Source organism: Psychrobacter fulvigenes, assembly GCF_904846155.1.
GTDB classification, from domain to species: domain Bacteria; phylum Pseudomonadota; class Gammaproteobacteria; order Pseudomonadales; family Moraxellaceae; genus Psychrobacter; species Psychrobacter fulvigenes.
Genome location: NZ_CAJGZP010000001.1, coordinates 2,051,191 through 2,070,922 on the forward strand (window position 1 = coordinate 2,051,191; position 19,732 = coordinate 2,070,922).

A 19,732-nucleotide genomic window follows, 5' to 3' on the forward strand; every position below is an offset into this window, starting at 1 on the left:
AAATCGGAGTAAATAATGATTACCCATGTACCTGATGTAACTTTTAAAACTCGTGTTCGTGATGAATCTATCGGAGGAGACAACCCATTCACATGGTATAACCTAACCACGGATGAGTTATTCGCCAATAAAAAAGTGGTCGTGTTCTCACTACCAGGTGCCTTTACGCCAACTTGTTCGACCAGCCATCTACCTCGCTACGAAGAGCTTTACGATGAGTTTAAGGCGTTAGGCGTAGATGAAATAGTTTGCGTTTCTGTCAATGATGCGTTCGTCATGTACCAATGGGGCCTAAAGCAAAACCGTGAAAATGTTTTTTTGCTTCCTGATGGCAATGGTGAGTTCACCCGTAAAATGGGTATGCTTGTTGATAAGAGTAATCTTGGCTTTGGTATGCGCTCATGGCGTTATTCGATGTATGTCGACAATAAAGCCATCAAAAAAGTGTTTAAGGAACCTGATTTTGGCGACAACTGCCCAATAGACCCCTTTGAAGTATCAGATGCAGACACCATGTTAGAGTATTTGAAAAGTAATGCTTAACCACATTGACGCTTGACTGTTGTTATCAAGTGTTATCAGGCGTCGATAGATGCTCTAATACTATCGAACTGCCAAGCTGCATAGTCCTTAGATATAAGGGCTACGCAGTTTTTACCAGAACAATTAGCGCGCTTTAACGAGCTTGAAGCTGCCAAAAACAAGAGTGATCAAGAGTCACAGTAGTTGCCCGCACTCCCTGATCTATACTTAGAGCAAACCATAAAAGGCACTACTAAAAGAGTGAGATAGAAAGTAAACATTGCCGCTAGGATAGCCCTAAAGCTTTACTTATACCATTTCTAAAAATCAGAGTAACGCGGAAAACTTATGCAAGTACTACTCCCAGTAGGCTTAGCAAGTTTGACAACGTTAATCGCACTTTTTGGGTTTGGTATTAATACTCAGGATCAAAGCGCTTACTACTAAAGGGTTGTGCATCAATAAATAAGGGCTTACCATGAATCATCTCTTCAATGAGCCGTCCTGTTACAGGTCCGAGTGTCAGACCTTGATGAGCATGACCAAAAGCAAACCATAAGTTATCGTGTTGTGATGCAGGACCAATAACGGGCTTCATATCAGGCATACAAGGTCTGGTACCACACCATGCTTCAGACTCTACAGCCGTTTCAAGCGGTATAACTTTTTTTGCATAAGTGAGTACTGTTTTTATCTGCTCGAAGTTTTTTGGCGCATCCAGTGTTGCCATTTCTGCCCCAGTAGTAACTCTGATACCCTGCTCCATAGTACCCATCACAAAGCCTTTCTCTACATCAAACAAGCTATGAGAAAATGAGTTTTTCTCCGTTATTTCAAAATGTGGTGTAATGGACAAAATTCATGCTAAAAAGTAGAAGGTAGTCGCTAATGGACATAATTCATGCTATTTGCGTGACTTTGAGAGTAAAAAGTCTTTAATAAACCGTAACTTACGGTGCTCATTTAAGCCATGATGACTGTGTAATTGCCGCTTGAGCTCACTAAATAAACCTTCAAGCGTATTGGTTGTATTTGGTATATCTAAGTGCTCATATTCTTGATAAGTAAACAACCAATCACTGTTGGTTCGCAGGCTACGATAAGCACTTCTAAGACGCTTATGCGTGTACCAAGTTCTACCCGTATCCTCATTGGTACTACGTTCACTGAGATAGGCTTCGTAAGTCAGGTACCAGTGATCTAAGCACTTTATGAACGCGGCTTTATCAAGCTGTGTTAGGGTCAAAGTAAGCTGCCTAAGCTCAATGCTAGCGATATTCTTAGGGCGACGAGTCAGGTAGCGAGTCACTATTTGTATCTGATGAAACTGGCACATCTGACAAGGAGTACTGGTAAATAGCGTTCTAAGTCCTCGTCTACCATCACAGGTGATGCTTTGTATATCAATGCCTAGCACCTTTAAGTAATCAACCCCTTGCTTATAGGCACTGTTGGTTTCATGACTGACTATAGCGTAATGGTGAACCATTCTAGTGGCGTTGTCCATAAATACCATGAGACCAAACCCACGGCCAAAATAGGTCGTGTCCATGATGATATTAGCACGCTTAGGTCGTTTGATTTGGTACTCAATACTCACTTTGTCTAAGCGTCTTTTGAATGGTTTTAAGACTACAGTGGTACTTGTCAGCCAGTTGTTTATACGTCTGTTTCCCTTGCGTATATTCAGTCCAAAGCATTTGGTTATTGAGCCTTGTGCCCCCTAAAAACCGCCGTTTGCAAGATAGGCATTGGTACTGTTGTTTGACTAGTTTGCGTCATTCTTTTTAGTGTGTTTATTACTACAAAAAGGGCAGTTTTTTGATTCATAGCGTTGATTCCTTGCAAATATAGACAGTATATAGCGTTAGACCCTACACCAGCATGAATTTTGTCCATTACACCCAAAATGTTGATGATAGCCACGCATAGGAAACAAAGGAATATTGTAGCCCAGCGGCTTGATTAAATCAGCTGACCATGGGCCTGCCGCAACAACGACATCCTGACATGAGTAACTTTGATCCTCGGTCACAACTTGCCAACCACTCTCTGTCTGTATTATGTCTTTTACGCTTGACTGCTTTATATCTCCCGCCATTTCTTCAAAGCTTTTTACATATGCTTTTACAAGCCCACCAGGATCTTTCACTTGCCAAGAATTTTTCCAGTGGATGCCGCCGATATAGTCGGTAAAGTTTACATTTGGCTCTAATTCTTTTAAATCTGCTAGCGATAGCACCTGATACTCTACTCCTTGATCGGCCGCTTTTGGTGCTTTATTAATGGCTTTTTCAAAACTACTGGATTTACGATGAAGCTCAATCCAGCCTACTTTACTGACCAGCTCATTAGCGCCTGAGGCTCTAATCATAGAATCATGCTCATTTGTGCAGTGCTCAATAAGAGTAGCCCACTCTTTATCGATTGCTTCGACCTTTTTTATACTAGAATTCGCCCAGTACTGCAATAAAGGACGCTGAAGACCATATATAGCCGACCAACGATAGCGAATATCCGTACTTTTATTCGGTAATACTCTGAATATCTCTTTAAAACTTCTAGGAAAAGGTTTGGTATTTACCGCTTCTCTAGTAATGATACCTGCATTACCATATGAAGTTTCTTCTCCGGGTGGTTTTTTATCTAACAGAAGAACTTGAGAGTTATTCTGTTGTAGGTGCCAGGCTATAGAGGTGCCCACTATGCCTGCACCGATAACAATCACATCATAGCGCATACTCATACTCTCAGATAACAAGCTGGTTTTATTAATCTAACTTCACCACTTTAAAAAGGTCTGTCTTAAGATCAATCAACTGATTATGAGTGAATCCTTATCACTCAACAAACCGACCCAAACCTTCTTTCTGCGCTGTTTGAGCGACCTTTAAGGCGACTGCTGCATCAAAGCTTGCTGCTCCAACTGACTTAAACAACGTAATGCCCTTATCTTGACTTAAATCGATACTAATCTTCTTATTCACCAAATCATTCAACGTACCCGTTAGCTGATCCCATGTCCAAGTACTGTTAATATCATCATGAGCTTGTATCAAGTCCCCCGCCTCGTGTAAGCCACCTTCAGCATCATCGATAATGACAGAGGTGCTGGCCTCTATAACAGAGTTGCTAACTTCCTTCATGGTGGGTTGATAAGCGCCAACCGCATTAATGTGAGCATCTGGCTTTATTTGCGCGGCTTCGAACAATCCTTTGGTTGCTCTTGTAGCAAGATTAATAATATCTGCGTCTTTGATAGCACGCTCGATATTTTCATAGACCTCAAAGTCAACTTGCCACTGTGGGTATTCTTGTTTAAATTTCTCCTGAAACTCATGTGCCGTCTCAGTGGTTCTATTCCAAAGGTTAACCTGTTTGATATTTGGACGTACAGTGAGTATGGCATTGAGCTGCTCATACGCCATCCCTCCTGTTCCTATTACAGCCACTGCACTACTGGCTGGGTTCGCTAGATACTTAGTAGCTATCCCAGATAGTGCTGCTGTTCGTACTTGGGTGATATATACCCCATCCAAAAATGCGAGCATCTCTCCTGTCTTATTATCTGATACAGTGATTGTTGCCATGGTTGTTGGCTTATTGCGCTTGGGATTGTCTGGACAGATAGTAACCAGCTTCACAACTGCATACTCGTTATCACCGTCGAACACTACTGAAGGCATTGATAAATGCGAGCCTGATGTATTCTTATTACTGTCTTCAAAAGTAGGAATAACTAGGCGCTCAGGTGTCTTAATCCATGTTGGATGCTCGCCTTGAGTTTTGAGTAAATCTTCAATAGCACTGATTGCCATTGGCATCGTAAGCTGTTTTTTTACGGTATTAATATCTAAAATCTGCATAATTACCCCTAAAGTTGCCTGTCATTTTATTATTACGGTGCGATAAAGCTAAAGCATAAAGATCTAACCATCAATCAACCAAAGGTGAGTACAAGACGGCATAACCCTTAAAAATTAAGCATATTGAATACATAATCCTTTTTATTGAATATCAAAAATCTTGCCACGATTCATAATATTGTTCGGATCAAACACCTGCTTAATTTGCTTAAGATACTCAATCTCAGTCTCACTGCGGCTATAATTGAGATAGGGCTTTTTAGTCATACCCACACCATGCTCAGCAGAGACTGAGCCGCCATACTTTTGCACCGTCTCAAACACCTGTTTATTCACTACCTGACAAGCGGCAAAAAAGTCATCCTTGCTTAAAGTTTCAGGCTTAAGTATGTTTAGATGCAAGTTACCATCACCGATATGACCGAACCAGCACACTTCAAAGTCAGGATAGTTGCTACTGACAATGTGGTCAATCTCTTCGATAAAGTCAGGTACATGGCTTATCAGTACTGATACATCGTTTTTATACGGGGTAAAGACTGAGATGGTCTCAGAGATATATTCTCGTAGCTTCCACAGCTCTTCTGCTTGCGTCAGACTCTGACTCATCACCCCATCGACCACCCAGCCTTGCTCCATACAATGCTCAAAGATGGCCATGGCTTTATCCATGATGGGCTCATACGGCGCTTCAAACTCTAGTAAGGTATAAAACTTGGTGCGTGATTCAAACGGCTCTTGAACTTGACCATGCGCCATCAGCTTATCAACTGCCACATCATCAAAGAATTCAAAAGCGGTCAGGTCAATCTTCGCTTGAAAGGCAGACAGCACATTCATGACATCACTAAAGTTATCCATACCGAGGACCATGACGTTTAAGTCTTGGGGCTGACGCTCAAGCTTGATCTGAGCATGAGTAACAAATCCAAGCGTGCCCTCAGAACCAATGAATAGCTGACGTAAGTCGTAGCCAGTGGCGTTTTTGATCATACCGCGATTCAGATGCAGAATATCACCTTTACCAGTGACCACTGTCAGCCCCATGATCCATTGACGGGTCATGCCATAGCGTATGACTTTGATGCCGCCGGCATTGGTACCGATATTGCCGCCCATTTGACTAGAGCCAGCAGAAGCAAAGTCGACAGGATAGTAGAGGTCTTTTGACTCAGCGAACTCTTGCAGCTGCTGAGTGATGACGCCGGCTTCAATCTCAACCATGCGGTCAGCAGGATAAAACTGCCCGATATGATTCATTTTATCCATACTGACGACAATCTCACCGTTAGACGCGACTGCGCCTGCAGACAGACCGGTACGACCGCCACTTGGGGTTAAAACCACGTTGTGCTCATTGGCAAGGAGGACAATCGCTTGCACTTGCTCGGTGGTCTTTGGAAAGATAATGGCAGACGCAGCAGGAGCGAAGTGCTTGGTCCAGTCTTTGCCCCAGTGCTCTAGGCTCTCAGCATCAGTTTTGATTTGGCTGGGGTCAAGTTGATGATCCTGTTGCAGCGTATGCAAAACTGTATCGATAGATATCTGTAAGGGTTTGATAAGATCATTCACTGAATATATCCCTTAGCATAATGAATAAAGAAAAAAAACAAGCCTAACTATTGCCTAATATGACCATATTGGTTTTTATATCAGTAATAATATATGCGGCTTGTCATCAAATGGAAGGTTAAATTATCTGATTACACTATTTACACTATTTACACTATTTACACTATTTACACTATCTACACTATCTGATAATCTTAAGACATTGACCAGCATGGTATAAGGTCAGACCAAGCTCAGTAAATCCAGATTTTATCCCTCCAAAAGAGACTTTCGCCTCCTCTAAAGTCTTAAAGGGTAAGGGAATACTGTCTCTATTACCCGTCATTATATACTCTGCAAAGCACTTACCCATTAGCGTGCCTGTGGTAATACCGCGTCCGTTATAAGCCGTTGCTGTCAGCAAACCCTCATCAGGCTCCATCACTCGAAAGATATGGTCTTGCGTAAAACCAAAGCTACCACACCACTCATATTGCCAATTAAATGCTGGCAAATCTGGATAATAGCTTTTTTGTACAGCATTGGCCCACGACTGATAAAAGGATTTTGGTTTAAGCTGCGTACCACCAACCGTTCCCAATAATAAGCGATCATCGTCATCGCGGCGAAAGCTAGATAAGGCCAAGCGCGTGTCCCATGCACCTGTTCTATACGGCAAAATACGATCTGCCGCCTCTCCACTGAGCGGCTCAGACGCAATCTGATAGTAATAGACCAGATAAAACGTCTTGGCAATTTCTGTCCATTCGCCTTCGGTATAAGCGTTGGTAGCAATAATGACGCGCTCAGACTTTACGCGGGCTTTAGCAGTCCTTGTGTACCAATGGCCATCTACTTTCTCTAATGCTTCAACAGCTGAATGCTCGTAGATAGTGACTCCAAGATCTGTCGCTACTTTGGCAAGTCCTCTGACATAAGCCAATGGATTGATGGTGCCAGCACGGTGATCTAGCAGTGCCTTATTGATGCTTGTGGTACCACAATACTCATGGCATTTGCTTCCAGTTAATACCTCAACATTTGCACCGCGACGGCTAAGCTGCTCGTATCTGATATCGACATCGACTTCGCCTTTGGCATTATGTGCCATATGGATATTGCCAGCACGCGTCGCTTGCGCATCAATGTTGTAGCGTTCAATCAAATCAAATACTAGGCTTGGTGCTTGTCCAAGCGCTTCAGTCAGACGCTCACCTGCTGCCTCGCCTAGAGCAATATTCAAATCATCAGGGCGCGCCCATGTTCCTGCATTGACTAGCCCGACGCTTTTACCTGAACCGCCACTACCAATCGTTTGGCTCTCTAATACGATAACTTGGACGCCTTTTTCGGCCAGATGAATCGCAGCCGACAACCCTGTATAACCTCCACCTATGATGCAGATAGTCGCTTCAGTATCACTACTCATCTGGCTGTAAGTATCAATAAGGGGCGCAGTCATATTCCATAAACACTGCTCTTGCAACATCTCATACTCCCTTTATCACACTTCACTGATTGAAGAAGTCGTATCGAGCTTTTCTACAGATGGCTCTTCACGTGGTATAAATTTATCAAGGAACGCCCATAGCAACCCAAATAGAGGCGACAACCAACAGGCAAAAGCAAAGGGTGCATAAGTCAGCGTTGCTATACCCAATGTGGCGGCGACAAAGCTACCACCCATATTCCATGGGATAAGCGGTGATAACAACGTACCAGCATCTTCGATCGAGCGAGTCAACGTCGTGCGCTTATAGCCCATTTCTTTATATTTATCTTGTAATAAACGACCTGGTAGAACACAAGTGGTATAAACGTCACCGATGAGTGTACCAACACTCAGGACACTGCCGTATGTCGTAAAAATCAACCCTAAGCGTGATCTCACAAAGCGATTAATCTTGGCCATGATGGCTTTGAGGGTACCGTAATGCTCAAGTGCACCGATAAATCCCAAGGCGAAGATGGTCAAGCTAATGACCCATGTCATTGACATCACACCGCCTTTTGACAGTAATTGATCAACAACCTCAAAACCCGTCTCACTGACAAAACCATTTTGTAAAACATTGAAAACATCACTAACACCAACACCCTGCAAAAAGACTGCAATCACAGAGCCTACAAAAACGCCACTTAATACCGTCGGTATCGCTGGCATTTTCATAACCGCTGCTGCTACAACGACAACAGCAGGTAGTAAGGTAATAATACTCAGGTTGTAGTTAGCAGCTAAACTGTCTTGTAGCGCTTGGATAGAAGACAAATCAATACTATCATCGCCATAGCCCATACCAATCCAAGCATAGATAGCTAAGGCTGTAATCATCGCTGGGACAGTCGTCGGCAACATGCCCTTGATATGATCCCAAAGCTCAACACCCGCAGCCGCAGGAGTCAGGTTAGTGGTGTCTGATAATGGTGACATTTTGTCTCCAAAAAAAGCACCTGAGACAATAGCGCCACCAGTAAAATGCGCCGGGATACCAAGCCCCATTCCAATACCCATCATTGCCAACCCTACGGTACCGACCGTACCCCACGAGGTACCAGTGGCGACAGAAATGATGGCACATATTGCACAAACAGAGACTAAGAAAGTGGAAGGAGAAAATATACTAAAACCATAATATAGGATGGTCGGGACTGACCCTGCGATAATCCACGCACCAATGAGCATACCCACACCCATCAGAATAATCATCGCTGGTAAACCAATTTTGATTACCTTTAAAAACGCTCCTCCATACCTTGCCAGCCACGGCCACGCATCTTCATAAATAAGCCAGTGATCAAGATGCCACAAGCTAATGGGATGTGAGGGGTAAAGTCTTTAAATACGAAGAACTGCACCATGAGAATCATGGCAGTCAATACTAGAGGGGCAATATCAAGTAAGAAGCTAGAAGATGGACCATAGCCATCATTAGCAGGGTCGTGCGGTTTATCATCAATCATGATAGTTCTACCTTCCTTAGTAGTAATCAATAGTCATCGCAACCTAATCCGTAGTTGCTTATTACTTGTAAAAATTAAAGCAATTTTTGCGGCTGCTAAGCATATTCCACCTATACTTGGCAGCCTACAATTCATTCAAGCCATTCAAATAAATCAATATTTAAGAAAACAAAGAGACATATTGCCTTGTACTAACCGAAACTAATACCTTGCGCCAGTGGTAGCTCTTTTGAGTAGTTGATGGTATTGGTTTGACGGCGCATATAGACTTTCCAAGCATCCGATCCTGACTCACGACCACCGCCTGTTTCTTTTTCACCCCCAAACGCACCACCAATCTCAGCGCCACTGGTGCCAATATTGACGTTAGCTATCCCGCAATCACTACCGCGATCGCTTAGGAAGGTTTCAGCCTCACGCAGATCATTAGTAAATACACATGATGATAAGCCTTGTGGTACATCATTTTGCATCTCAATTGCTTCATCGAACTCTTTGTAAGTCATGACATATAGGATAGGCGCAAAGGTCTCACTTCTGGCAACGTCATTTTGCTCATCAAACTCGACAATGGCAGGCGTCACATAATAGGCATTTGGATACTTATCTTCGAGTACACGCTCGCCGCCTGTGACTGTACCGCCTGCTTCTCTCGCCTTTTTCAAGGTTTCTTGCATATTATTGAAGCTGTCTTCATCGATAAGCGGACCTACCAGATTGCCCTCTAGTGGATGGCCAATGCTGACGGTCTCATAAGCGGATTTGATGCGTGGCAAGATATCTTCTTTGATAGACTCATGCACGAATAGACGGCGTAATGTGGTGCAACGCTGACCTGCGGTACCGACTGCTGAGAACAAAATTCCACGTAACGCAAGATCCAGATCAGCACTTGGCGCCAAGATCATGGCATTATTACCACCAAGCTCAAGCAAGCTCTTACCAAAACGATTCGCCACTTTTGGTCCTACTTCTCTACCCATACGGGTACTGCCCGTCGCACTAACTAAGGCAACATCTTTATTTTCAACCAAGGCGTTACCGACATCTGTCTTACCCAGTAGTACTTGAGATAGATGCTCTGGCGCATCACCAAACTTAGCTAAGGCTTTTTCAAACATTGCTTGACACGCCAAAGCAACCAAAGGGGCTTTTTCTGAGGGTTTCCAAACGACAGGGTTACCACAGACGATAGCAAGCGCTGTGTTCCATGACCATACAGCGACTGGGAAGTTAAAGGCGGAGATCACCCCAATCACACCAAGCGGATGCCATGTCTCACGCATGTGGTGACCTGGGCGTTCTGATGCGATCGTTAGACCATATAGCTGGCGTGAAACGCCGACAGCGAAGTCGCAGATGTCAATCATTTCTTGTACTTCACCTAGGCCTTCCTCTTTAATCTTGCCAGCCTCAAATGACACTAGCATGCCTAAGTCTTCTTTATGCTCACGCAGCACTTCACCGAGCAAGCGAATTAGCTCACCACGTCTTGGAGCAGGAACGATACGCCACTCTTTGAATGCTTTTTTGGCATTGGCAATCTTAGTATCGACATCATCAACACTGTCCAAGGTAATCTTGCCAATAACAGAGCCATCAATAGGGCTGTTCACTTCAAAGTCGCCATTTTGGTATTGTTCTTCTTTGACACCCATAGCGGACATATACTGCTTAATCATAATCAATCCCTTTATGTTGGTTAATACTTCCTTGAAAGACTTATTAACTTACCTTGCAACAAGCTAAGTTGCAAAATAATTAATTTCTTACTGTCATTCCTTTTTGGAATGACGCGCAAATAATTCGCTTATCAATATGCATTTTTAGGCACTGCTACTCTAAGCATGGTTATTTAATCTCATCAGACACGCTTTAAGACTCTGCGCTTGTATTGTTTGATATAGCTCAAGCTCGTCGTGAACACGTGCACCCAATGCGCTCTCAAACTCCTGTTGGTTTGAGTTGCCCTCATAACTGCTTTGCTTGGTGTCATGCAGATTGGACTGAAAAATTCCTGCGGCACTCACTGGCAAAAAGTCCTCGTAAACAATAGGCTCAACCCTGATAACACCTTGCTCAATCAAATCAGCCATGGCTTGCTTTGATATAAAGCTATTCGAGCTACTTGATTCTGAAGCGTTTACGCCTAGCTCAGAATCAGCACTGCTCATATCTGCGCTACTATCACTGGTTTGATAGTAAAAATAAGCCAACCCTTCATCATGTAGCGTTTGATAGTCATCGGGGAACGCTTCAAATGCACTCTCTAAAATTTGATAATACTTTGCAGCATTGTCTGCATTCGGAGTCACGCCCAACTGATTGCGAGCTTGACTAAGCAATTTGTCATACAACTCTCTACCTTTGGGGGTTAAAGCCACCCCGCGCTGCTCAATCTCACCAAACCGTGCAGTATGATGACCCGTTTCATAGCCACCTTCTGAGTTTTTAAAACTAACCGCCTCTTCTAATGCTTTAAAGCTCGTTTGTCGTAATAAAATCGGACACTCTCGTCTGGGAGGCCCTTCTATGATCGCTTTTGGCGGAATACCTTTTGCCTGCATACCTGCCTGTACCGCATCTATATCCAAGGTTCTAGGGGTCAAGTGATTGATATGAGGCCCTTTAAAACCAACGACGTCAGCGATTAGTCCATGCTGCGATAATAGTCGTTGATATAGCGCTTTTGAGACTGGAGTCTTATCATGCCAGCGAAAGGTTTCTAGCGCTTCTTTGACGAACTGCCTTGCATCATCAGCCGTTAGACCCCCCTGCTCCTCAAAGCGTTCAATCAGGCTGACCACATTACCAGTAAAGATATTGCGATTATTCAGAGCTGCTATCGCTTCTTGCTTTAGCGCTTCATCACCAATCAAATCTAAACGCAAGAGAGAGGTAAACACGCGAAATGGGCTGTTATTTAATGATTGGCTATCAATCGCTCTAAAAGCAGTAGAGTGCACAGGCACAGCGGCTGGTGCCAAATCATAATAGCCAACAGGATGCATGCCCATCACAGCAAAAAGCCTACGCATCATACTAAGCTCAGCAGCTGTCCCCAACCTAATTGCACCATGGCGCTCCATATTGAGTCTATCAATCTCTCCGGTGTGCTCAAGTTGCTGTCTAATCTCAGGCTGCTTGTTTAACACCTCTGTATTTACTTCAGTCACTAATTCAATGAGGTCACCATATAGCGGTACTTCTTTTTGGTACATCTCTGACATTGCAATAGAGAAATCATGGCGAATATCATCGCTATTTATAAATGTATTTTTCACAGGCATTTATCCTTTTTAATTAATATTTTTTAGGTAAGTAAGGTTGGGGAAGTAATCATAGTAATATCGCAAGTCATAGCTATGACTGTGGCGCTTCATTAGGGATAGCAGCGAGCACTTCTTTTAAAATATCGAGTCCAGCTGTTAGCGTCTCAGGCTCAATCGTCAGCGGTGGTAATAGGCGAATAATATGTCGATGCTTACCACTTGGCATGAGTAGCAATCCCCGCTCTCGTGCTTGCTTTAACACATAAGACATGATGCTTGGGTGCGTGCCATAAGCAGGATGACGCAGCTCGATACCGCGCATAGCACCTACTCCTGTGAGTCCATGCAGCCATGGAGAGACTCCTTGCTGCTGCCAATCACTCACTGTATCTTCGATGGTCTTTGCATAATGCTTGGCAGACTGCCACACCTCATCTTCTTGCATGATATCTATAGTGGCGTTCGCTGCGGCACACGCCACTGGATTACCTGAATAAGTACCGCCCAAACTCCCTTTTGGCAGACCGTTCATAACACTAGCCTTGCCTATTACCGCACCCAATGGCAGGCCTCCTGCGATGCTTTTACCCAGCAATATCATGTCAGGCTCAATCCCTAAATGCGTAAAGGCAAAAGGTGTACCCGTACGACCGTATCCTGATTGAATCTCATCCATAATGAGCAAAATGCCATGCTCATCACAAAAGGCGCGCAGATATTGGGCAAACGTCGCTGACATTAACTGAAAGCCACCCTCTCCTTGTACTGGCTCCATGATAATGGCACCGATGTTATCGACATCCGTCTCCACAGCAAATAGACGCTCTAAAGCGTCGATAGCCTGCTGATCACTAATATCACTGTCGGGACTGGGGAAAGGAATATGGTAAACGCCGCCCGCTAAAGGCCCTAGCCCTCGTTTATAAGGAGCGACCTTACCATTTAGATTAACCGCTGCAAGCGTACGCCCATGAAAGCCACCATCAAAAGCGATGACACCAGTACGACCTGTCTTCATGCGAGCGATTTTTATGGCGTTTTCGGTGGCTTCTGCACCGCAGTTGGTCAGCATGCCTGCAAGCTCACCTTGGATAGGAATGAGCTCGCACAATCTTGGCATGAAGGTTTGGTACGGCATATGAGCAGCCGCGTTGTAAGCATAATGAATAAGCAACTGTGCTTGAGTGATGATCGCGCTGACGATGCGCGGATGACAATGACCAAAGTTCAGCACACCAATACCACCGACGAAATCAACGTAGCAGCGGTCTTTATCATCCCAAACTTTTGCATTGACACCTTTCGTTAAAGTCACTGGATGCACCATCGTAAAAGCATCGGTGACATTGTATAGCTGATCCATGAGCATTTCTCATCTTCCTTGAGTTAGACCTTCATTTCAGCAAAACCCCGTGTTATCAGCAAACGAATAATAGTTGTGACGCCATTCCTTTTTGTCATTGCAAAAAAAACCAGCATATAGCTGGCTCGTTTGTGTCTCTATTAGCAGGGCTTTCTACGCTTATCGCTAGTCAAAAGGTGAAAGTAGGTTTTATGGTTGAAAATATAAAATCATAGAACGTGTTCATTTGATTCTTCTAGATAATTCGAGACCCATTCCAAAATAACCTTGACCTTATGTGAGCTACCCATAGATAAAGGGTAAGACATGTAATAAGAACCCCTGCCTTTGGCAGCATAGCTCCATGCTGTCACCAGTGCGCCCGACTGCAACTCTGGCGCAACTAAACGTAGTGGCACTAATGCGATACCATATCCCTGTAAAGCAGCAGAAATAGTAGTATGAAAAGTATCAAAGCGTGGGCCCACAAAGGTTGCATCCATACTGATGTCTTGCTGCCTAAAATACTCATACCAAGCACTTGGCCGCGAGCTAAGTTGTAATAGCGTGCAGTTATCTATGTTGTTTGTGCATGGTGCTTTGTCTGTTAAATATTCAGGATGACAGACAGCCACACTATACTCATCAAACAACTTAATCGCCTCCATGCCAGCCCATATTCCATCACCATATAAAAAGGCGACATCGACATTTTGATCCTCAGAAAAAAATGGCCCAGCCAACTCTTTGATATTTAAATTAATCAACGGATGTGCTTGGCTAAACCCACTTAATGCAGGTATCAACCAACGAGAGCAAAAAGTTGGGTGCGAGACGACCTTAAGCACCTCTGAGTTGTCACTATTTGACATCAAGCTGGTAGTCGCTGCTTCTATATGTTTAAGAATGTCTAATACTTCAAGATAATAAGTCTTACCAGCTGGCGTTAAGGATATTCGATGCGGTGTACGATAAAATAGTGAGAGATTTAACATCTCCTCGAGCTGAGCGACTTGTTTACTAACAGCACTTTGAGTCATATGCATCTCTTGAGCTGCATTGGTAAAACTTAAGTGCCTAGCAGCCGTCTCAAAACACTGCAAAGCAGTTGTCGAAGGATATCTTCTAAAAGCAAGGGAGGTTTTTATTTTATTGTTCATAATTTATTCATTCTTTTATACTGTTTAAATAAAAGTAAGTAATATTTGCCAATCTCAATAGCAGGTCTATCTGGAATAATGTTGCACGGCTCTTTTCATTATTAAATTCTTTGACAATTAACAATAGTCTAATTTGAAATCCTTCATTGTTTCTATCTGCTTTATTTTATCCATTGTTTTCTGATACTTTTAGCCCTCTATTTTAGTTTTTGTTTAAAGAAAACAGGCAATAAGTATTAAAAATCCAGACAGCTTAAGTTGTCTGGATTTTTGTACAGCATCTTTAATCAAGTGTCCTAATTAATTGAGCGCTACAAAGCAATTTATGGTTTTGAAGAGCGCTTAGACCCTCGGCCTTTTGCAGGGCGCCTGCCATTTGCTGCAGGTTTGCCACTCCCTCCAGACTTCTTGCCATGATCATAAGGACGCCCATCCTTACCTCTAGAACCCTTTGGTTTTCTAGCACCATCTTTGGGATGTTTAGTATTTTCCTTTGCTGCGCCTCTTGGTTTTGGAGCCGTCTTTGACTTTGACGAGGTATCAGTACGAGGTTTTTTTCGGGGTGAATTACGAGATTTCTTGGCCGGAGCGCTGTCATTGGCAGAAGAATCTTCTATAGATTTAAGTAATACAGACAACTCTTTTGGGGTTAAATCTCGCCGATCTCCAACTGGCAGACCCTTAAGGTTCACATTCATAATTCGCGTACGCTCAAGCCTCACCACTTCATAGCCAAAATACTCACACATGCGACGAATTTGACGGTTTAGTCCCTGTACTAGTGTGATGTTAAATACGTTAGTCGTCACCTTAGTAACGGGGCATTTTTTTGTCATTGTCCCCAAAATAGGCACACCACCGGCTAAACCTTCAATAAAACTATCCGTTATCGGCTTATTCACCGTCACCAAATACTCTTTTTCGTGATTATTACCTGCACGTAATACCTTGTTGACCAAATCGCCATTGTTGGTCAAAAAGATTAAACCTTGGGAGTCTTTATCCAAACGACCAATCGGAAAAATACGTAGACTATGTCTAACAAAATCAACAATATTGTTTTTCTCTGAGCTTTCCGTAGTGCTCACAATGCCCACGGGCTTATTCAATACAATAAAAACAAAATCATCGGTCTCTCGTGGCTCAATGAGCTGTCCGTTAACTTTTACCGTATCTCCAGCAACCACTTGCTGACCTACTTGAGCACGCTTGCCATTGATGAACACATTGCCTTGTTCAATAAATCGGTCAGCATCTCTTCGAGAGCAAATACCGCTTTCGCTGATGTATTTATTTAAACGAGTCGAAGAAGTGTTAAACATAAAGTGCCATTTTCACCTAATAAAAAGCCTTTTTTACTGAGAAAAAGACTAAATTGAATGGATAATTAACAACGAGATGGCTCACATTATATAGCAAACTCAGTGCCCTTTTCAGGAGAGATGGGAAAACTTCCTTCTCATTCTTTAGAGCTACAAACAACCTATTTTGGTTGCAAGTTAAGAGCCATCACTTGTAATAGTAGTTATCTATATTATACTATTTCCCAAAAGTATCACTTCTCGTTTAGAAGATCCGCTACACCAACGTAAGGCTAATCATAATGACCCCAGTAATTAGAGTCGCCATCGCCGGTTACGGCAACCTCGGCCGCGGTGCCCAAGCCGCCATCAAACACTGCCCAGATATGCAGTTAGTCGGAGTTTTCAGTCGCCGAGACCCCGCCTCAGTCACCTTAATTGACCCTAGCGTGCCCGTGTACGCCATGGACGATATTGCACAGTATAAAGACGACATAGATGTGCTGATATTATGTGGCGGCTCCAAATCTGATTTGCCCGAGCAAGGCCCTGCACTCGCCAGTTTATTTAATATCGTCGACAGCTTCGATACTCACGCCAAAATTCCTGAGTACTTTGCCGCGCTTGATGCGCCTGCCAAGAATGCTAACAAAGTCGCCATGTTATCCGTCGGTTGGGATCCAGGTCTGTTCTCTATCAACCGCTTATACGGTGAAGCCATTTTACCAGTCGGCGAAACCTATTCCTTTTGGGGCAAGGGCTTAAGCCAAGGGCACTCAGATGCCGTACGCCGCGTGGATGGCGTCAAGTCAGGCGTGCAATACACCCTTCCCTCAGAATCTGCTATAGCACGGGTACGCAGCGGCGAGCAGCCCACACTCAGCACCCGCGAAAAACACACCCGCGAATGCTATGTAGTGCTAGCAGATGACGCCGATGCCGATACTGTGCGCAACGCCATTGTGACCATGCCAGACTACTTTGCTGACTACGACACCAAAGTGCACTTTATCGATCAACAAACTTTTGAGCGCGATCATCAAAAGATGCCCCACGGCGGTTTCGTCATTCGCAGTGGCGTGACTGGCATCGACAATGAGAAAAATGATCAAGCAATGGAGTTTTCCCTAAAGCTAGGCAGCAACCCTGAATTTACTGCCAGCGTACTCGTAGCCTACGCCCGCGCCACTTATAAAATGAACTTGGCAGGGGAAACTGGTGCGAAAACCGTGTTCGACGTCGCCCCTGGCTTATTATCGCCGAAGTCTCCCGCGCAGCTGCGTAAAGAACTGCTGTAAATACTGGCTTTCAACTAGAAACGATAAACCTCTCAGCTAAAAAGAAGAAGCACCGAGCCTGTATGGCTTGGTGCTTTTTTTGTGGTCTAATCTTTAACATCACTACTGCAGCTTATGCTATTTATCTAAATTATCAGCCAAGATACTCTATAGTATCAGAAGCCGTATTAATGAGAAAAAAATTACCCTCACCAGCTGTATGCAACTGACGAGGGTATCTCTTACGAGTTTTTATTCAAAACTTAGTACGTCATATTACAGTAGCGAATTGATGAATCAATTAACGCTCTAAATGTAGATACTGCAGATGGCACTCGTACTGATGTAGAATATCGACCAGCACTTGCTCCTTTGTGTAGCCAACCAAGTCATACTCTTGCGAACCATCACTTAAGAACACTTCAGCACGATAGTAAAATTCTGCATGCTTGGTCGAGGTATTCAGCGTAAAGTTAGGGCGCTCAGCTTTGATGAGATTAACTTCATACACAAAGTCATCTTCATCGCCATGACCGACACGCAGTTTTACGCCATCTATCTGACCCTCATCTTGACCCTTACCAGCATCTATACTTTCACTGATATTATCAAGATTGCGGATATCTAGAGAAGTGTTAAGACCGCCCGCTTTCAGCTCTTTTTCAACCTCGGTCATCGCTGGCATGACAGTGTTTTGCAAGAACCTTTCCACTTGTGCGTGCCCAGGGAAGCTGACAATACGTTGCAGACGCGCTTTCCAGCTTTTACCGCTATCGAGCACGTTTGCAGTACCAAGGGTGCTGGCTTTGCGTTTATTACCCTCTTCTTTTAGCGACTTCCACATCGACATCATGTAAAGAACTAAAATAAGCGAGAACGGCAAACCGGCAATCACAGAAACTGACTGTAATGATGCAAAGCCACCTGCGAACAGCAAGCCTAGGGTAATCAAACCCGTTGCCGCCGCCCAAAACAAACGCAGCCATACAGGCGCGTCAGTATCATTGGTCATGCCTCTTGAGCTTAGATTCGCGAGTACTAAAGCGCCTGAGTCAGCTGAGGTCACAAAGAATATAAGACCAATGACCACGCCTGCGAATGACAAAATATCACTGTAAGGAAAGTACTCAAACAAGGCAAACATGCCCATCGCTGCATCATTAACAGCGATTTCGCCAAGCTCAGTTGCCCCATTGGCGACTAGGTCTATGGCTGAATTACCAAAGATAGAGAACCAGGCAAAGATGAAACCAAGTGGGATAAACATCACACCAAACACAAACTCACGCAAGGTACGGCCACGGCTGATACGCGCAATAAACAAACCGACAAATGGTGCCCAAGCAACCCACCATGCCCAGAAAAATATCGTCCAGCCTGATTTCCAATCGGCACCAGCAGTACCGTCATAGGCATAAACATCGAATGTTTTGAACACGATAGTTTGGAAGTATTGACCGATACTTTGGGTAAAGGTATTGAGCAAGTACACGGTATTACCCATGACCAAAATCGCGATCAACAGCAATATCGATGACAGCATATTAAATTCAGATAGACGGCGCACCCCTCGCTCTACGCCTGTCATCGCAGAGATAGCCGCAGCAGTAACTACGCCCAAGATAATAAGGCTCTGCACCATTTTGCTAGACTCGATACCGAAAACATGCGTTAAGCCCGCATTGGCCTGCAATACCCCAATCCCTAGGCTAGTCGCAATACCCATCAGCGTACAGACGACACCAAAGGTATCGATACCATCACCAAGCCAGCCCTTGATTAAACGCTCGCCAAAGATAGGGGTTAGCGGTGAACGTAGTGCCAACGGCATGTTTTTACGATAAGCAAAGTACGCCAATGCCATACCGATTAAGGCATAAATACCCCAACCATGTAGACCCCAATGTAAAAAGGTCTGCGACAGTGCTTCACGCATGGCCGCCTCACTGCCAGGCTCAAGCCCTGTATGCGGCGTCAAATAATGCATCAACGGCTCAGACGCACCAAAAAACAATAAATCAATGCCGATACCAGCAGAGAACAGCATTGCCGCCCATGCTAAAAAGGGAAACTGGGCTTTTTCGTGGTCTTGCCCAAGCTTGATATCGCCATATTTAGAGAAGCCAACAAACAAAGCAAAAATACTATAAGCGGCTACCACCAGCATGTAGTACCAGCCAAAACTCTCTGATACCCATGCCATGCCAGCGCTTAGTAATGTCTCGCTATAATCTGGAAACATGATCGTCCAGATTATCAATAAAATAGAAATAATAGCTGAGCCTAAAAAAACCGTCTTATTTAGAGTCAGGGATTTCGTCGCATCTTCTGATGGCGAGCTGTACATAAAAGACCTCAATAGGTAAATGGAACAGGTCTGATATTGCTTTGTCCGTCATAACTTTATGACTGATAACCACATAAGATATGTATAACCACATGACGCACAAAGCAGTACCAATAAATAAAAACTGCTGGGT

At 43.9% G+C, this 19,732-nt stretch carries 15 protein-coding genes and 1 pseudogene; 2 read left to right on the forward strand and 14 right to left on the reverse strand.

The annotated features are described in order from the left end of the window. Nucleotides 1–15: 15 nt before the first annotated feature. Nucleotides 16–543, forward strand: a complete 528-nt coding sequence (locus JMX03_RS08720) for a peroxiredoxin (protein WP_201596171.1) — start codon at nt 16–18, stop codon at nt 541–543. Between the two features lie 394 nt (nt 544–937). Here JMX03_RS08720 and JMX03_RS08725 read toward each other — a convergent pair. The 13 genes and pseudogenes from JMX03_RS08725 to rluF form a co-directional block, all read right to left on the reverse strand. After that, nucleotides 938–1,363 (reverse strand): annotated as a pseudogene (locus JMX03_RS08725) (NAD(P)/FAD-dependent oxidoreductase); the annotation flags it as partial. A 63-nt stretch (nt 1,364–1,426) separates the two neighbouring features. Further along, on the reverse strand, nt 1,427–2,230 hold the full coding sequence (locus JMX03_RS08730) for an IS256 family transposase, variant Zn-binding type (RefSeq protein ID WP_455233744.1): 804 nt from the start codon (nt 2,228–2,230) through the stop codon (nt 1,427–1,429). 159 nt (nt 2,231–2,389) lie between these two features. Then, nucleotides 2,390–3,262, reverse strand: coding sequence for an NAD(P)/FAD-dependent oxidoreductase (locus JMX03_RS08735; protein ID WP_265090464.1), 873 nt, complete (start codon nt 3,260–3,262; stop codon nt 2,390–2,392). Between the two features lie 100 nt (nt 3,263–3,362). After that, nucleotides 3,363–4,388, reverse strand: coding sequence for an ornithine cyclodeaminase family protein (locus JMX03_RS08740; protein WP_201596173.1), 1,026 nt, complete (start codon nt 4,386–4,388; stop codon nt 3,363–3,365). A 141-nt stretch (nt 4,389–4,529) separates the two neighbouring features. After that, on the reverse strand, nt 4,530–5,933 hold the full coding sequence (locus tag JMX03_RS08745; RefSeq protein WP_201597939.1) for an FAD-binding oxidoreductase: 1,404 nt from the start codon (nt 5,931–5,933) through the stop codon (nt 4,530–4,532). Nucleotides 5,934–6,141: 208 nt separating this feature from the next. Next, nucleotides 6,142–7,428 (reverse strand): L-pipecolate oxidase, encoded by a 1,287-nt coding sequence (gene amaA, locus JMX03_RS08750; protein ID WP_201596175.1) that lies wholly within the window; start codon nt 7,426–7,428, stop codon nt 6,142–6,144. A 15-nt stretch (nt 7,429–7,443) separates the two neighbouring features. After that, nucleotides 7,444–8,646: a Na+/H+ antiporter NhaC gene (gene nhaC, locus JMX03_RS08755; RefSeq protein ID WP_265090465.1), complete on the reverse strand. Its 1,203-nt coding sequence runs from the start codon at nt 8,644–8,646 to the stop codon at nt 7,444–7,446. A 26-nt stretch (nt 8,647–8,672) separates the two neighbouring features. After that, nucleotides 8,673–8,900: a hypothetical protein gene (locus JMX03_RS15010; protein WP_227695538.1), complete on the reverse strand. Its 228-nt coding sequence runs from the start codon at nt 8,898–8,900 to the stop codon at nt 8,673–8,675. Nucleotides 8,901–9,091: 191 nt separating this feature from the next. Beyond that, complete coding sequence (gene amaB, locus JMX03_RS08760; RefSeq protein ID WP_201596177.1) at nt 9,092–10,582, reverse strand: L-piperidine-6-carboxylate dehydrogenase; 1,491 nt, start codon at nt 10,580–10,582, stop codon at nt 9,092–9,094. Between the two features lie 159 nt (nt 10,583–10,741). Further along, the gene (hglS, locus tag JMX03_RS08765) at nt 10,742–12,130 is read right to left on the reverse strand and encodes a 2-oxoadipate dioxygenase/decarboxylase HglS (RefSeq protein ID WP_406947743.1); all 1,389 of its coding nucleotides are present in this window, start codon (nt 12,128–12,130) and stop codon (nt 10,742–10,744) included. 133 nt (nt 12,131–12,263) lie between these two features. Further along, nucleotides 12,264–13,535 carry a 2-aminoadipate transaminase gene (locus JMX03_RS08770; RefSeq protein WP_201597941.1) on the reverse strand — a complete coding sequence of 424 codons (1,272 nt, stop codon included), beginning with the start codon at nt 13,533–13,535 and terminating at the stop codon, nt 12,264–12,266. A 209-nt stretch (nt 13,536–13,744) separates the two neighbouring features. Continuing rightward, nucleotides 13,745–14,674 (reverse strand): LysR substrate-binding domain-containing protein, encoded by a 930-nt coding sequence (locus tag JMX03_RS08775; protein ID WP_201574458.1) that lies wholly within the window; start codon nt 14,672–14,674, stop codon nt 13,745–13,747. A gap of 323 nt (nt 14,675–14,997) precedes the next feature. Next, a complete protein-coding gene (gene rluF / locus JMX03_RS08780) occupies nt 14,998–15,996 on the reverse strand; it encodes a 23S rRNA pseudouridine(2604) synthase RluF (protein WP_201596181.1) in 999 nt (332 codons plus the stop codon). A gap of 281 nt (nt 15,997–16,277) precedes the next feature. Between rluF and JMX03_RS08785 the strand changes: the two genes are divergently transcribed. Beyond that, entirely contained in the window at nt 16,278–17,273 is a 996-nt protein-coding gene (locus JMX03_RS08785; protein WP_201596183.1) for a diaminopimelate dehydrogenase, read from the forward strand. Between the two features lie 280 nt (nt 17,274–17,553). Here the strand turns inward: JMX03_RS08785 and betT are convergent, their stop codons facing one another. Then, nucleotides 17,554–19,599 (reverse strand): choline BCCT transporter BetT, encoded by a 2,046-nt coding sequence (gene betT, locus JMX03_RS08790; protein WP_201596185.1) that lies wholly within the window; start codon nt 19,597–19,599, stop codon nt 17,554–17,556. Between the last annotated feature and the right edge of the window lie 133 nt (nt 19,600–19,732).